The sequence below is a fragment of the Rhizobium sp. rho-13.1 genome (assembly GCF_007000305.1).
Classification (GTDB): domain Bacteria; phylum Pseudomonadota; class Alphaproteobacteria; order Rhizobiales; family Rhizobiaceae; genus Rhizobium; species Rhizobium rhododendri.
The window spans coordinates 1-14,698 of sequence record NZ_SCFL01000040.1 but is presented as its reverse complement, the minus strand read 5'-3'; the positions used below and the strand labels follow the sequence as shown (position 1 = coordinate 14,698).

At 60.1% G+C, this 14,698-nt stretch carries 14 protein-coding genes; 11 read left to right on the top strand and 3 right to left on the bottom strand.

Annotation, left to right across the window (positions count from 1 at the left end; genetic code table 11):
• Window positions 1–366: 366 nt before the first annotated feature.
• The 8 genes from EQW76_RS27975 (at window position 367) to dhaL (EQW76_RS27940) (ending at window position 9,455) form a co-directional block, all read left to right on the top strand.
• A complete protein-coding gene (locus tag EQW76_RS27975; RefSeq protein WP_142832506.1) occupies window positions 367–1,845 on the top strand; it encodes a sugar ABC transporter ATP-binding protein in 1,479 nt (492 codons plus the stop codon).
• 76 nt (window positions 1,846–1,921) lie between these two features.
• A complete protein-coding gene (locus tag EQW76_RS27970) occupies window positions 1,922–2,902 on the top strand; it encodes an ABC transporter permease (RefSeq protein ID WP_202617239.1) in 981 nt (326 codons plus the stop codon).
• Window positions 2,903–2,986: 84 nt separating this feature from the next.
• Window positions 2,987–3,973, top strand: coding sequence for a substrate-binding domain-containing protein (locus EQW76_RS27965; protein ID WP_142832504.1), 987 nt, complete (start codon window positions 2,987–2,989; stop codon window positions 3,971–3,973).
• A 59-nt stretch (window positions 3,974–4,032) separates the two neighbouring features.
• The gene (locus EQW76_RS27960) at window positions 4,033–4,806 is read left to right on the top strand and encodes an SDR family oxidoreductase (protein WP_143123492.1); all 774 of its coding nucleotides are present in this window, start codon (window positions 4,033–4,035) and stop codon (window positions 4,804–4,806) included.
• 29 nt (window positions 4,807–4,835) lie between these two features.
• A complete protein-coding gene (locus EQW76_RS27955) occupies window positions 4,836–5,828 on the top strand; it encodes a dihydroxyacetone kinase subunit DhaK (protein ID WP_142832502.1) in 993 nt (330 codons plus the stop codon).
• 11 nt (window positions 5,829–5,839) lie between these two features.
• A complete protein-coding gene (dhaL, locus tag EQW76_RS27950; protein WP_142832501.1) occupies window positions 5,840–6,481 on the top strand; it encodes a dihydroxyacetone kinase subunit DhaL in 642 nt (213 codons plus the stop codon).
• 125 nt (window positions 6,482–6,606) lie between these two features.
• Window positions 6,607–8,706, top strand: coding sequence for a bifunctional sugar-binding transcriptional regulator/dihydroxyacetone kinase subunit DhaK (locus EQW76_RS27945; RefSeq protein ID WP_142832500.1), 2,100 nt, complete (start codon window positions 6,607–6,609; stop codon window positions 8,704–8,706).
• A gap of 44 nt (window positions 8,707–8,750) precedes the next feature.
• A complete protein-coding gene (gene dhaL, locus EQW76_RS27940; protein ID WP_142832499.1) occupies window positions 8,751–9,455 on the top strand; it encodes a dihydroxyacetone kinase subunit DhaL in 705 nt (234 codons plus the stop codon).
• Between the two features lie 58 nt (window positions 9,456–9,513).
• Here dhaL (EQW76_RS27940) and EQW76_RS27935 read toward each other — a convergent pair whose 3' ends face one another.
• Window positions 9,514–10,248 carry an SDR family oxidoreductase gene (locus EQW76_RS27935; protein WP_142832498.1) on the bottom strand — a complete coding sequence of 245 codons (735 nt, stop codon included), beginning with the start codon at window positions 10,246–10,248 and terminating at the stop codon, window positions 9,514–9,516.
• A gap of 158 nt (window positions 10,249–10,406) precedes the next feature.
• Here EQW76_RS27935 and EQW76_RS27930 point away from each other — a divergent pair, with 158 nt between their 5' ends.
• Window positions 10,407–10,811 carry a helix-turn-helix domain-containing protein gene (locus EQW76_RS27930; protein WP_142832507.1) on the top strand — a complete coding sequence of 135 codons (405 nt, stop codon included), beginning with the start codon at window positions 10,407–10,409 and terminating at the stop codon, window positions 10,809–10,811.
• A gap of 41 nt (window positions 10,812–10,852) precedes the next feature.
• Here EQW76_RS27930 and EQW76_RS27925 read toward each other — a convergent pair whose 3' ends face one another.
• Together EQW76_RS27925 and EQW76_RS27920 are read right to left on the bottom strand one after the other, a co-directional pair.
• The gene (locus EQW76_RS27925; protein WP_202617238.1) at window positions 10,853–11,551 is read right to left on the bottom strand and encodes an SDR family NAD(P)-dependent oxidoreductase; all 699 of its coding nucleotides are present in this window, start codon (window positions 11,549–11,551) and stop codon (window positions 10,853–10,855) included.
• Between the two features lie 215 nt (window positions 11,552–11,766).
• Entirely contained in the window at window positions 11,767–12,336 is a 570-nt protein-coding gene (locus EQW76_RS27920) for a TetR/AcrR family transcriptional regulator (protein ID WP_142832496.1), read from the bottom strand.
• A gap of 305 nt (window positions 12,337–12,641) precedes the next feature.
• On the opposite strand from EQW76_RS27920, the gene EQW76_RS27915 reads away from it, so the two are divergent.
• Window positions 12,642–13,127 carry a hypothetical protein gene (locus EQW76_RS27915; RefSeq protein WP_143123491.1) on the top strand — a complete coding sequence of 162 codons (486 nt, stop codon included), beginning with the start codon at window positions 12,642–12,644 and terminating at the stop codon, window positions 13,125–13,127.
• Between the two features lie 27 nt (window positions 13,128–13,154).
• Window positions 13,155–14,612 (top strand): M81 family metallopeptidase, encoded by a 1,458-nt coding sequence (locus tag EQW76_RS27910; RefSeq protein ID WP_142832494.1) that lies wholly within the window; start codon window positions 13,155–13,157, stop codon window positions 14,610–14,612.
• Window positions 14,613–14,698 lie beyond the last annotated feature (86 nt).

The window sequence follows — 14,698 nt, the reverse complement described above, 5'->3', positions numbered from 1 at the left end:
TACCTCCCGAAGTAGTCAACAGTCGATTTTCACAAAATCAGAAAAAAGTCGTAACTCACTGGAAATGCAGGGTTTTCTGCAGGAGCGTGAAAATCATGTGACGGAAGCCGGTGCTTGGACGTCGATAGCCCGGCCTTTGCCGGTAGCCCAACGCTGAGGACACTTAAGGAGAAGCATATGCCTACGTCCTCAGGACGGCGGCCCTCGCTGGCCCGCCGGAGCTTTACCAAAAAAGGCGCGCCAAAGCACCTTGACATTTGTCGAGTTGTTGCTGACTATTGTCAGTATCGCTGACGATGTGGAGATCGACACAGCGACATTCAGCCTCCCATCCACCGGGCAGGCCGGAGAGGAGGAGGACAGAGCGTGGATTATCTTCTCGAGGTTGAGGGGCTCAAGAAGTCGTTCGGCGGCGTCTCGGCTCTGAAGGACGGACGGTTCCAGCTAAGGGCCGGATCGGTGCATGCGCTTTGTGGCGGTAACGGCGCCGGCAAGTCGACGTTCCTGAAGATCCTCATGGGCATCCACAAGCGAGATGGCGGCACGATCCGCCGCAGCGGCAAGGACGTCGACTTCTCGAAGCCCGGCGACGCACTCGCTTCCGGCATCGCCATCATAGAGCAGGAACTCAGCCCGGTTCCGCACATGACTGTTGCCGAAAACATCTATCTCGGCCGCGAACCGTCGCGGCGCTTCGGCGGCATCGATTTCAAGACGATGAACCTGAATGCCCAAAAGCTGCTCGACCAGCTTGAGTTCGATATCCGCTCCAACCAATACATGATGAACCTTTCGGTGGCGCAGATGCAGCTGGTCGAGATCGCCAAGGCGCTCAGCCATGACGCCGAGGTCATCTTCATGGACGAGCCGACGTCGGCCATTGGCGAAAAGGAAGCACAGCAGCTGTTCAAAACGATCGTCCGGCTGAAGGCGGCCGGCAAGGGTGTCGTCTATGTGTCGCACCGGCTGTCCGAAATCTTTCAGATCGCCGACGCCTATACTGTATTTCGCGATGGTGCCTATGTCGGCAGCGGCGATCTCTCCGAGATCGATCGGCCGAGCCTGATCCGCATGATCGTCGGGCGCGATCTTGGAGAGGAGTATATCAAGACCAACGTACCGAGCGACGAGACCGGGTTCGAAGTGTCGGGACTGTCTGCTTCCGGCAAAATCGACGACATTTCCTTTTCCGCAAAGAGGGGCGAGATCTTTGGCATCTACGGGCTCATGGGTTCCGGACGCACGGAGATCTTCAATTGTCTCTTCGGCCTCGACAAGCCCGACACCGGTACGATGCGTCTGCATGGGCAGCCGATCACCGTCTCAAGGCCGGCCGAGGCGATGAAGCACGGGATTGCCTTCGTCACCGAGGATAGAAAACTCACCGGCCTCAACCTCGACGACAGCGTGCGCGGCAACATTGCGATGGCAAGCCTGCCGGAGATGAGCCCCAACTTTGTAATGCGTGGCCGCGAGGAGCAGGCAGCAAGCAGCCGGATGATCGCCCATTTCGGCATCAAGGCAGCGCGCGACACGATGGCCGTCTCGGGCCTTTCGGGCGGCAACCAGCAGAAGGTCGTGCTCGGCAAGTGGTTTTTGCGCGACCCGAAAATCCTGCTGCTCGACGAGCCGACACGCGGTGTCGACGTCGGCGCCAAGCGCGAGATCTACCGGATCATCTGCGATTTTGCAGCGGCAGGCGGCACAGTGATCATGATTTCATCGGAAATCGATGAGGTGCTGGGCATGTCGGACCGCATCCTCGTCATGCGCGACGGCCGGTCTGCGGGCATCTACCGGCGCGACGAGGCCAACGCCGAAACCCTGGTTCACCTTTCGACGTAGCGCATCCCCAAAACAAGAAGTCGTTCGTCCGGAACGTCATGAGGTCAGAAACGTGTCTCTCACAGATCATAAAACGATGTCGGGCTGGTTCAATGCAGACCGTCGCAGATTGCTGCTGCAGGAGTACGGGATCTTCCTTGCCTTCCTGCTGTTGTCGCTCATCCTCTCCGTGTCGAACGAATACTTCCTGACGTCCGGGAATATCTCGAACATCCTGCTGCAGACTTCGATCAACGGCGTGCTGGCGATCGGCATGACCTTCGTGATCCTGACGCGCGGCATCGACCTGTCGGTGGGCTCGGTAGTGGCCCTGACCGGCATCGTCAGCGCCAGCCTGGCGACGACATCGGCGACGGCCGGCGTATTCGGCGCGCCCTACCCGGCCTATGTGGCCCTCGCCGCCGGGATCCTTGTCGGTCTTGCCTGCGGTACCATCGTCGGCATCATCGTCTCGCGCTTTTCGGTCCCCGCCTTTGTCGCCACTCTCGGCATGCTGTCTGCGGCGCGTGGCATGACCCTCATCTATGGCGGTGGGAAACCGGTTCCGGGCCTGACACCGGAGTTTCGCTGGATCGGCACCGGCAATATCATCGGCATTCCGATGCCGGTCGTCATCCTGGCGGTGGTCTTTCTGGTGTCCTGGTGGGTGTTGAACCGGACGCGGTTCGGTCGCTACATCTATGCCGTCGGTGGCAACCCGCATGCGGCAAAGACCTCCGGCATCAACGTCACCCGCATCCGCTTCGTCGTCTATACCATCTCGGGCGCCCTTTCGGGTCTCGCCGGCATGATGCTCTCGGCGCGCACCGGCTCGGCCCTGCCCCAGGCGGGCGTTGCCTATGAACTCGACGCCATCGCCGCCGTCGTCATCGGCGGAACCAGCCTTTCCGGCGGCGTCGGGCGCGTCACCGGCACGCTGATCGGCGCGTTGATCATCGGCGTGATGAACAACGGTCTCGATCTGCTCGGCATCCAGTCCTACTACCAACAGGTCCTCAAGGGCGCCCTCATCGTTGGCGCCGTGATGCTCGACCAGAAACGAAATCACGGTCAGTGACCGCAGCAATTCGGGCGGCAACTGCTGCCCGCAACAAAACGGCATGCCAGATGGCAGCCGGGATTCTCTATGGAGGAGAAAGAGATGAAGAGACTGTTGATTGGACTTATCGCCAGCGTCGCCATTCTTGCGGCGCCGGCCATGGCGCAGGACAAGAAACTCAAGATCGGGGCGACGACATACGGCCTGAACGCCGAATTCATGCAGCTCTGGTCGGCGGCACTGAAACAGCATCCGGCCGTCAAGAGCGGCGATGTCGAACTGACCGTCTTTGACGGCCGCTACGACGCGCTCGTGCAGCAGGAACAGTTCAACACGATGATCACGCAGAAGTTCGATGCGATCATCTTCGTGCCGATGGATGTCGAAGCCGGTGCTGCGGCCGTTCAGGCGGCCCATGATGCCGGTATCCCGGTGGTCGGCTCGAACGCTCGCGTCAATTCGGACCTGTTGACATCCTATGTCGGCTCGAACGACGTGCTGGCCGGCGAGATGGAAGCCAAGGCCGTGCTCGACAAGATGGGCTGCAAGGGCAATCTCGTCATTCTCGAGGGACCGATCGGTCAATCCGGCCAGATCCAGCGCCTCGAAGGCAACCAGAAGGCGCTGAAAGCCTGCCCCGATGTCAAGGTTCTAGAAACGCAGACGGCCAACTGGTCGCGCGCCGAAGCCCAGACGCTGATGGAGAACTGGCTGACTTCCCACCCTGGCCAGATCCAGGGTATCATTGGCCAGAACGACGAAATGGCATTGGGCGCCATCGAGGCGATCAAGGCAGCCAAGCTGAAGGTCTCCGACTTCGCCATTGCCGGCGTCGATGGGGTGACGGATGCAATCAACGCCGTCAAGGCAGGCCAGATGGCATCGATCCTGCAGGACGGCAGCGCCCAGGCACAGGGCGCGCTCGACGTCGCCATCAAGGCGGCCCGGCCGGACTACAAGCCGGTATCAACCGTCTGGACCCAGTATCCCGACATGAAGTGGAATGACGGCAAGGAGAAGGATTACCTGGTTCCGTGGACCAAGGTTACTCCGGAGAATGCCGACAAGCTGCTGGAATCGCGCAAGTAGGAAACGGGTGAAAGGGGCGGCCACGCCGCCCCGATCCCGATAGACGAGAGTAGAGCACAATGACCGATACCGCTTTGCAGATAGACCTTAATTTCCCGCTGACCGGCAAGATTGCGCTGGTGACCGGCGGCGCCTCCGGCATCGGTGCGGCCATTGCCGACGCATTTTCTTCCAAGGGCGCTACAGTTGCCGTGCTCGACATCAATGCCGATGTCGCTGCTGAAAAAGCCAGATCGCTCGGACATGGCGCAAGACCGTTCATCTGCGACGTGTCGAGCCCGCAATCGGTCGAAAAGGCAGTTGCCGACGTTCTGGCTGCCTTTGGCGGCATCGACATCGCGGTCAACAGCGCCGGCGTCGTCTATCTCGCCCCGGCCCAGGACCTGTCGCTCGACCATTGGGACAGAACCATCAACATCAATCTGAAGGGCAGCTTTCTCGTGACCCAGGCGGTCGGGCGGGCGATGATCGCCGCCGGCAAGGGCGGCAAGATCGTCAACATGGCCTCCCAGGCGGGAACGGTTGCGATCGAGGAGCATGTGGCCTATTGCGCTTCGAAATTCGGCGTTATCGGCATGTCGAAGACCTTTGCCGCAGAATGGGGCAAGCATGGAATTTGCGTCAACACGATTTCCCCGACCGTGGTGCTGACGGAACTCGGCAAGAAGGCCTGGGCCGGTGAGAAGGGCGAAGCTGCCAAGAAAAGAATACCGAACGGGCGCTTTGCTTATCCGGAAGAAGTGGCTGCCGCAGCAGTGTTCCTGGTTTCGAACGGCGCCGACATGATCAACGGGGCCGATCTTCTGATCGATGGCGGCTACACCATTCTCTGAGCGACAGCCTGGAATTTCAAGGAGACATTATGCAGAGATTTATCAATGATCCGGACCAGGTCGTCGAAGATACCGTCAAGGGCTTCGTCAAGGCTCATTCCGACATCCTTCGCGTCGGGCAGAACCCGCGCGTCATCGTCGCCAGGGATGCCCCTGTTGCCGGCAAGGTCGGCGTCGTCACCGGTGGCGGCTCCGGCCATGAGCCGGGATTCATGGGCTATACCGGCCGGAACATGTTGGATGCGGTGGCCGTTGGCGAGCTTTTTTCCTCACCGACCGCAAAGAGCTTTCAGGATGCCTTCCGCGAGGCCAATGGCGGCGCCGGCGTCGTGTGCCTCTATGGCAATTATGCCGGCGACAACATGAATGTGAAAATGGCGATCCGGCTCGCGGCCAAGGAGGGTATCGAGGTCGCAACCGTCGTTGCCAATGACGACGTTTGCTCCGCACCACCGCATGAGCGGGAGAAAAGGCGTGGCGTGGCGGGCGAGATCTTCATGTGGAAGATCGGCAGCGCCCGGGCATCGCAGGGCGGAAGCCTCGAGGAGGTCCGTATTGCGGCCCAGAAGGCAATCGACAATTGCCGCTCGATCGGTGTCGGCCTTGGTCCCTGCACGCTGCCGGCAGTCGGCCACCCGAACTTCCAGATCGAACCCGGAACCATGGAAGTGGGCATCGGCCACCATGGCGAACCCGGCGTCCGAGTCGAACCCCTGAAGACGGCGCAGGAGATTGCACGCGACATGTGCAAGATCGTGCTGGACGACCATAATCTTCCGACGGGAACAGAGGTTGCCGTTCTGGTGTCGGGTCTGGGTGCCACGCCGCTGAACGAGTTGTATATCCTCAACGACACGATCGAGACGGAAATTACCGGTCGGGGACTGGTCATTCACAAGACCTATGTCGGTAATTACTTCACGTCGCTGGAGATGGTCGGGGCGACGTTGACAGTCATGGCGCTCGACGACGAAACCAAAGCGCTGCTCGCGGTCGATGTCGACTGCACCATGAAGCTTTGAGGAAAACCCACATGCAGACGTTCAAGAACACCTCCGCCGCTCCGATCGTACTGGCCATTGCCGATCGCATCGTCGAAAATCGGGCTTATCTCAGCGAGATCGACGGAAAGATCGGCGACGGCGACCACGGCGTCAATATGGCAAAAGGTTTCGGCATGGCGGCAGAACGGCTGAAGGGACAGGATGCAACCCTCGGCCAGTCCTTCGAGATCCTCGGTTCCGTGCTGATGAATGAGATCGGCGGCTCGATGGGACCGCTCTACGGCGTGATGTTTACCGAATTCGCCGAGCAACTCGAAGGTCGCGAAGACATCGATCCCAAAACATTCAGCGCGATGCTGCATGCCGGGCTTGACGGCATACAGTCCATCGGCTCCGCCAAGGTGGGCGACAAGACGCTGCTCGATGCACTCGTACCCGCCATCGAGGCTTTCGACGACGCCGTCGCATCGGGCGAGCCCTTCGAGACTGCGCTTCAGAAACTGGTTCAGGCGGCCGAGGCCGGTCGCGACTCAACAATCGATCTAGTCGCAAAAATTGGCCGGTCGAGCCGCCTGGGGGATCGTTCTCTCGGTGTCCTTGATGCTGGCGCCACCTCTTGCGCGATTATCCTGAAACAGCTCAGCCTATCTGCGCAGGAACGCCTGCGCTGATCCTGACGCGGTAGAAAGGCGCGTCCGCCGGCCGGTCTGGCGTGACTTTCGCTCCAGGTCCCTTGCAAAAGCGCTTGCCGTGCTTTCATCCTTGCAGTCGAAAACACGGGAGACGGCGCGTTTAGATGACGATCAAATTATCCCAGCCGCGAAAGTCCACCGCCGGCAAGGCCAGCGCGTCCGAAGCGCTCGAGGGAATGCCGCTGCGCTACGGCGACGATCCCTATGTCTGGGCGTGCTGGCTCTATTACGAAGACGGCATGACGCAGGGCGACATCGCCGATGCCATGGGCATCTCGCGCGCAACGGTCAACAGCTACCTCGCCGAAGCGCGCGAGCGAGGCATCGTCACCATTTCCATCGAGCCCGGCCGCTTGTCGTCGCTGACCGTCGCCCGGGAGATAAAGCACCACTTCGGCCTGGCGGACTGTCTTGTCGTGCCGAGCGACGACAATGCCAAGCCCCTGATCGAGCGGTTGGGAATGGCAGGCGCGCAGGCCTTGCAACGCCTGCTGCAATCAGGCGATACGCTCGCGGTTTCCTGGGGCCGGACAGTGCTTGCCGTCGGAGAGCGGGCATCGGCGACCGGCCTTCAGGATGTCACCGTCGTCCAGGCGACAGGTGGAACGCGGGCCAGCTTCGCCTACACGCCCGAACTCTGCGCGGCCTCGATTGCCGACGCGGTCGGCGCAAGGCTAATCAACATTTCCGCGCCGGCAATCGTCACCAGCCCTGAAATGCGCGACCTGCTGTTGCGCGAGCCGTTGATCGAGGACCAGTTCCAGACCCTTGCGCGCGCCAACAAAGCACTCTTCGGCATATCGTCGCTGCGCCCCAACTCGACCATCCATACCAGCGGTTTTTTCGAGTCTGTTTCCCTGCAGGATTACCTCGCCAGAAATGCCGTCGGAGTCGTCGCCGGTCGCTTCATAGACGGCCATGGGCGACCTATCACCGGCCCGCTCGACGAGCGTACCATCGGTATTTCGCTGGACATGCTGAAGGCCATCGACTTGCGCGTTGCCATTGCCGGTGGCTTCGACAAGGTGCCGGCTATTCTTGCCGCACTGCGCGGCGGCTATGTCAATGTGCTGATCACCGATGCTGCAACTGCGCGCGGCATCCTCAATGCCGACGGTGTCGCAGATGTGGATCGCAGGATCTCGCAGCGGGCGAAGACGGACATCGGCCAGCCGGTGCCCCCAGTCAACCAGCGCCTTTATACCAAGAAGTTTCTCAACAATCCGGACCATGTCGTCGAGGAGATGCTTTCGGGCATGGTCAAGGCCCATGCGAGCCATCTCCGGCCGATCGACAAATCCCATCGCGTCCTCATTGCGCGGGACGGCCCGAGGCCGGGGAAAGTCGGTCTCGTGATCGGCGGCGGTGCCGGGCATGAACCTGGTTTTTACGGCTATGTCGGCAAAGGCCTGGCAGACGCCGTGGCCATCGGTAATGTTTTCTCGTCGCCGCCGCCGGGTCCGATCCTGCAAGGTGCCGAGGCTGCGTCGGGAGGTGAAGGGGTCCTTTTCGTCTACGGCAACTATGCAGGCGACGTGATGAATTTCGAAATGGCCGCAGAAATGGCCGAGGCCAAGGGGATATCGGTCAGAACGGTGCTGACGACCGACGATATTGCCTCTTCGCCAATTGAGGACCGCGACGGCCGACGTGGGGTTGCCGGGAACTTCTTCGTCTTCAAGGCAGCCGGTGCGGCCTGCGACCTCGGTTTTCCCCTAGAGAAATGCGAGGCCCTGACACGCAGGGCAAATGCCCGCACCTACACTGTCGGCGTCGCTCTCGAGCCCTGCTCCATGCCGCAGACGCGGCGATACAATTTCGCCATCGGGCCAGAAGACATCGAGTTCGGCATGGGGATCCACGGCGAGCCCGGCGTCGCCCGCGAGAAGATGATGCCCGCCGACGCGATAGTCGACAAAGTCATCGACCGTATTTTTTCGGAGATGAAACCGGTGGCCGGGGATCGCGTTGCCGTACTGGTCAATTCGTTCGGCGCAACGCCGCTGATGGAGCTATACATTCTCTTCAGGCGGGTGGAGCAGCGACTGGCAGCGAAGGGGATCGCCATAGACGCCAACTGGGTCGGGCACTATTTCACATCCCTCGACATGGTCGGCGCATCCATATCGATACTGCATCTGGACGAGGACCTGACCGCACTTTTGAAACATCCCTGCGACGGTGTCGTTCTGAAGATAACGTGAAACGGCAATCGGGGAGGAGATGGCCCGATCGATGGAGGATAGCGATGACTGAGAGCGCGGCACGAAGCCTCGGGCGGATGTTTCATGATATTTCTGCTGCAATCGATCGGCAGAAAGATCGGCTGACATCGCTCGACGGCGCCATCGGCGACGCCGACCACGGCATTACCATGTCGCTCGGCTTCCATGCCGTGACGATGGAACTGGCGCGCCTGGACCTCGACACTGCCGCCGCCTCGACTGTCTTTGCGACGGCAGCATCGGCTTTCCTAGATGCCGTCGGAGCGTCCACGGGCCCCCTCTATGCCAGTGCCTTCCTCAAGGCCGCAAAGATGCTCGAGACGGACGCGTCGTTGTCGCTGGCTAACCAGGTGGCTATCATCGAAGCCCTGACGCTCGGCATCCAGCAACGTGGAAAAGGCCAGCGCGGCGACAAGACCATGCTCGACGCGTGGATTCCAGCCATGGAAGCAGCCATTGCGGCCAAGGCGGAGGGGACCACGCCATCAGACATGTGGCGACGGGTCACGGAAGCAGCAGAGGCCGGTGCGAACGCGACGAGTTCCATGGTCGCTGCCCGCGGCAGGGCCGCACGGCTCGGTCAGCGATCGCTCGGTCACATAGACCCCGGCGCCGCCTCCGCTGCCATTATTCTTCGCGCAATGATGGACAGTCTTTCCACGCACGCAGCGTCCCGTGCTGACCTATGCAACGACACCGCCGGGATCAGCGCGCGCGTGGACGAATGATGCTCTTCGGCTGAGGGCCCCGCTTTGCAGCGGAGCCCACATGCCGAGGCCCGGAGGGTCAGACCTGCGCCAGGCCTCCGTCGACGAAGACTTCGCTGCCGGTCATGAAGCTGCTGTCGGAGGAGGCGAGGAAGGCTGCTACCGCACCTGTCTCCGAGGGATCTCCCATACGACTGAGCGCCGTCGTCTCGCCCATCGCGGCCATCCCTTCATCCCCCAGAACCTCAAGCGCAAGCTCGGTCGTGATCGGGCCCGGAGACATCACATTGACGCGGATGCCGGTGCCGCGAAGGTCGAGTGCCCAGCTGCGGGCCAGGTTGCGAACAGCTGCCTTGGTAGCGCTGTAGATGCTGAATGCCGGCGTGCCCATGACCCCCGCGCTCGAACCGGTCAGGATGATCGACGCGCCTTTCGTCATGAGGGGAAGCGCTTTCTGCACCGTAAACACCAGGCCCTTCACATTGAGATCGAAGGTCTGGTCGAAGTGCTCTGGCGTGATTTCGCCGAGGGGCGCGAACGAACCGGTCCCTGCGTTTGCCAGCAGGATGTCGAGCGTTCCACGTTCGCTCCTCACCGTCTCATACAGACGATCGAGATCGGCGAAGCTGGTGACAGACCCCTTTACGGCGCGCGCCTCTGAACCCAGCTCTGCCAAGGCCGCATCAAGCGCCTCCTGCCGTCTTCCAAAAATATAGACGAATGCGCCTTCCTCAATGAACCGCTTGGCAGCCCCGAGCCCGATCCCACTTCCACCGCCAGTCACCACTGCCGTCTTGCCTTGTAATCTTTTCATGTTGTGCTCCTTGGTTGACACGAGAAGAAACTGGCGACGCGCATCCCTATTGACAAGTATGCACCTTTTGGTAAGTACTAATAATGTCACACGATAATGTCGATAAAGCCGGACCACCGGAAAATGATTTACCGCCGGGCGAGACTGTCGCAACGACGCTGCCTGGGTTTACCTGCGGCCTCGATGCGACGTTGCGGGTGATTGCCGGCAAATGGAAGCCGCTGATCCTGTACTTCGTCGCGCAGGGTGGCCCCACCAGATACGGAGCGCTGCGGCGTGCCGTGAGAGATGTCAGCGACAAGATGCTGATCCAGCAGCTCAAGGAGCTTGAAGCCGACGGTCTGGTAAAGCGTACCGACTACAAGGAAATCCCGCCAAGGGTGGACTACGGGCTTACTCCCCTGGGCCGCAGCCTGGCTGAGGCCCTTGTCCCCCTCTGCTCGTGGGGGACGGAGAACATGGCCGAGGTCGCTCGCGTTTTCGCCGAGCGCGATGCTTTGAACAGCAAAGAACGCAAGCCTCGCAGTAATGACGGAATGAGTAGAAACTTGGAAGCTGGCTGACCGACAGCCTTCAGCCCGGCGCTACTTGGGTGAGTGGGCACTCACTTCGGAAGATACGGCTTCAAACCCTGGGCGAGAAGCTTGTCAAGCATCCGGTCGGGTAGGATCCTGATAAGCCGAGCGATCATCGCGGTGCTACGTCCGACGGTATAGCGGGTGCGAGGCTGCTTGCTGACAATTGCGTCGACGATGATTGTCGCGACATCCTCGGCGGTAGCGCCTCCCGACACGGATGCCTGGGCCTGCGCGACAACGGCTTGCATCAGTGCACCGTATCGGCCGCGTTGCTCGGTCGTCATTTCGCTGACGACCCGCTGCCCGGTCGCGTCGACCCGCCCGAGCATTCCGGTGGTGACTGCACCCGGTTCGATCACGACGACCTTCACGCCAAGGGACCCGACCTCGCGACGCAATGAATCGCTGACGGCTTCCAGGGCGAATTTCGTCGCAGCGTAAGGGCCGTAGGTTGCCATCGCTACCCTGCCCCCGACGGAGGATATGTTGACGATCGTACCCCTGCTTTGGATAAGCAATGGGAGCAGGGCCTGCATCATCGCGACATGACCGAAAAGATTGACCTCGAACAAGCGACGCCACTCGGGCAGGACGTAGGTCTCTAGCGGCGCATTGACCGCAACCCCGGCATTGTTCACCAGGGCGCGCAAAGTTCGGCGCTGCGGATCCTCGGTGATGTGCTGCACGAGTGCAGTGATCGCCGCCGCCTCAGTTATCTCGAGCATGACAGGTTCAATGTTGTCGGCCCGGATTGCATCGCCATCCATTTCGCGACGTACGCCGGCGAGGACGTGGAAGCCACGCGGCAAGCTCGCGGGCTGTAGCGGCGCCGATACCGGTGGACGCTCCGGTTACCACGACGATTTCCTGCCGAGGCTCTTTTCCTGCCGAACCAAAATTCATAATGACTGTCCAGTCTCTCTTTAATTAGTGAGATAAATCAGCCGAGGATGCGCCAAAGCGCCCTGAACCCGGCAGCAGCATGCGCATCCGCCCCGGCGGGGTCGCGTGCGATGTAATCGGCCGTTGCATCCAGTATGCCCGTGACGAGCGTGGCGACGAACATCAGCGGTGCGTCTCGCAACGGACCATTGGCTCGGCTCCGATCCAAAAGAGCTTCGACGTCGGCATAAACCTCGTCTACTGCCTGACGGCTGGCTGTCGTGACTTCATTGGAGACGCCGAGATGCGCAAGCACGCGGCGCTTTTGCGGGTTTGCAAGCGTCCAGTTCAACCAGCCATTCCAAACGTGAAGAACCTGGTCATGCATATCGGCATGAGTTGGAATCCCAACCGTTGTCGACATGGCCATTTCCGTCTTCAATTCTTTGTAGAGTTGGTTCAAAAGCTCGGCTTTGGTTTCGAAATACGTAAACAATGCTCCATTCGAAACCCCTGCCTCTTTTGCTATCATTGCGGTAGGCGCACTCGTCCCTTGCGCGGCGATAATCGCAATCGCCGCCTTCATGATCGCACTACGCTTCTCGTCGCTTCGGGGTCTTGCCATCATCTGTCTCCGCAGACACGCCTCTATAAGAGAGTGATCAGTCAGTCACTTAAAGTATGTACCTGATGCAGTCGGCGGGGTGCATTTCCTTTAGCGACATTCGATCAGTCTCCCAGGAGGCGGTCGTCGCCATCGCGATGGGCGACCAGGTGTTGCTTGATGCGCCGTAGTGTCAAACCGTGCCACAAGGCTTGGTGCATTGCAGCTTCCTTGCAAATCATTTCCTGTCAGGTTGACAACGCGGTATGCAAAGCAGATTTTCGCCAGCAAAACTGCTTTTATGAAAATAATTTTAATTGTGGGGACGCATGCGGTATCCTTTTCAAAATCCATTTCCATCCTCGGATCGCGACCGCCACTTTATCTGGGAGATGCTCGTAGCGCGTGACATTGATGCTTTCCTGGCTGCTGACTGGTCCATGGTAGAAAACGATTTCATCGAAGAAGGATTCATCGGGATCGATGGCAAAAAGGAGATCAGTCCGGACAGCTGGCGGCTCGCTTTCCCGACCCTTTCCGCTTACCGCAACGAATGGCTGAAACAGGCGACGGACTTTGCCGCGCAGTCATTCGCCGAGGATGCACGGACGGCGATTTTCACCACTACGATACTGGAGGACATCGAAATCGCGGGCGACATGGCGCTGGTGCGCAAGAAGTTCGATGGTGGACTGGCCAGGGCGGATGGTAGCCGCGATGTGATGCAGTGGCAGACTTTATACTATTGCCGCATTCATGGCGGTCGCTGGAAGATCGCCGGATTTACGGGATACCTGCCGAATCCGATGGGCTGAGCGGACGGAAAACAGGGGCGATTTCATTTGCGCATCTTTACTGCAGCTCTGGCGACAGAAACAAATACCTTCTCGCCGATCTGTGTCGACCGCCGTGCCTTCGAGGCCTCACTCTATGCGCCGCCCGGCGAGCATCCGGAAACGCCGACGCTCTGCACCGCACCAATCACTGTCGGCCGACGGGTCACGGCTGAAAAGGGCTGGGAACTGATCGAGGGCACTGCCGCCTGGGCCGATCCGGCAGGGTTGCTTAATCGCTCGACCTATGAAGCACTACGTGACGAGGTGCTCGGCCAGTTGCATGCGGCAATGCCGGTCGATGCCGTTGTGCTCGGATTGCATGGCGCCATGGTTGCCGCCGGCTATGAGGATGCCGAGGGCGACATTCTCACCCGCATCCGTGAACTGGTTGGAGCCGGTGTCCCGATCTGCGCCGAACTTGATCCCCACAGCCATCTGACGGACAAGCGGCTGTCGGCCGCCGATCTCTTCGTCTACTTCAAGGAATTTCCGCACACGGATTTCGTCGATCGTGCCGAGGATCTCTGGCGGATCACCGTCGATATGCTCGAGGGCCGCGTGCAGCCGGTCATGTCGGTCTTCGATTGCCGAATGATCGATGTTTTTCCGACCTCTCGTGATCCGATGCGCTCCTTCATCGACAGGATCATGAAGATCGAGCGGGATGACGCGGACATTCTCTCCATTTCGGTCGTCCACGGCTTCATGGCGGGTGACGTGCCTGAGATGGGCACGAAGGTGCTTGTGGTGACCAACGATAACAGGGAAAAGGGGGAGATGCTTGCCCGCAGGCTGGGGCTCGAGTTGTTTGCCAGCCGCGGCACCTTCATCATGCCGCAGGTGGACGAGAAGCAGGCCGTAGCCTCTGCGCTTGCCGCCACATCCTGGCCAGTGGTGATCGCCGACATATGGGACAATCCCGGCGGCGGAACTGCAGGTGACGCGACCGTGCTCCTGCGAGAACTGCTCGACAAGGGCGCCACAAACACCGCGATTGGCACTATCTGGGATCCTATGGCAGTCCAGATCTGCATGGCCGCGGGAGAAGGTGCAGAAATTCCGCTGCGCTTCGGAGCCAAATCTGCTCCCGGTACGGGCAATCCAGTGGACGGGATTGTTTCTGTTGTCAAACTTGTCACCAATGCGGAGATGCGCTTTGGCGAAAGCTTCGTACCGTTCGGCGATGCCGCTCATATCGTTCTCGATGGCATCGATATCATTTTGAATTCAACGCGGGCACAGACCTTCGACCCGAGTGTGTTTTCTGTCATGGGTATTGATCCGACAGAAAAGAAGATCCTCGGGATCAAATCGACCAACCATTTTTTCGCCTCGTTCTCAAAGATCGCATCCGAGATCATATACTGCTCAGCCGGCACACCCTATCCGAACAATCCGGCGCAAACGCCCTATCGGCGCGCGCGCAAAGATATCTGGCCGATGATACCGGATCCCCACGGGTAACAAAACGCGAAGCGCTGATGTGGTAGCGCACCCCGAACGCGAAACGGCCCGCAGTCATTATGACGCGGGCTTGGTGGTGCTGTGCT

Bases quoted from the DNA above. Each gene is read 5' to 3' on its own strand.
- EQW76_RS27970 (WP_202617239.1), top strand. From the start codon at position 1,922: ATGTCGGGCTGGTTCAATGCAGACCGTCGCAGATTGCTGCTGCAGGAG.
- EQW76_RS27965 (WP_142832504.1), top strand. From the start codon at position 2,987: ATGAAGAGACTGTTGATTGGACTTATCGCCAGCGTCGCCATTCTTGCG.
- EQW76_RS27960 (WP_143123492.1), top strand. From the start codon at position 4,033: ATGACCGATACCGCTTTGCAGATAGACCTTAATTTCCCGCTGACCGGC.
- EQW76_RS27955 (WP_142832502.1), top strand. From the start codon at position 4,836: ATGCAGAGATTTATCAATGATCCGGACCAGGTCGTCGAAGATACCGTC.
- dhaL (WP_142832501.1), top strand. From the start codon at position 5,840: ATGCAGACGTTCAAGAACACCTCCGCCGCTCCGATCGTACTGGCCATT.
- EQW76_RS27945 (WP_142832500.1), top strand. From the start codon at position 6,607: ATGACGATCAAATTATCCCAGCCGCGAAAGTCCACCGCCGGCAAGGCC.
- dhaL (WP_142832499.1), top strand. From the start codon at position 8,751: ATGACTGAGAGCGCGGCACGAAGCCTCGGGCGGATGTTTCATGATATT.
- EQW76_RS27935 (WP_142832498.1), bottom strand. From the start codon at position 10,248: ATGAAAAGATTACAAGGCAAGACGGCAGTGGTGACTGGCGGTGGAAGT.
- EQW76_RS27925 (WP_202617238.1), bottom strand. From the start codon at position 11,551: ATGCTCGAGATAACTGAGGCGGCGGCGATCACTGCACTCGTGCAGCAC.
- EQW76_RS27920 (WP_142832496.1), bottom strand. From the start codon at position 12,336: ATGATGGCAAGACCCCGAAGCGACGAGAAGCGTAGTGCGATCATGAAG.
- EQW76_RS27915 (WP_143123491.1), top strand. From the start codon at position 12,642: ATGCGGTATCCTTTTCAAAATCCATTTCCATCCTCGGATCGCGACCGC.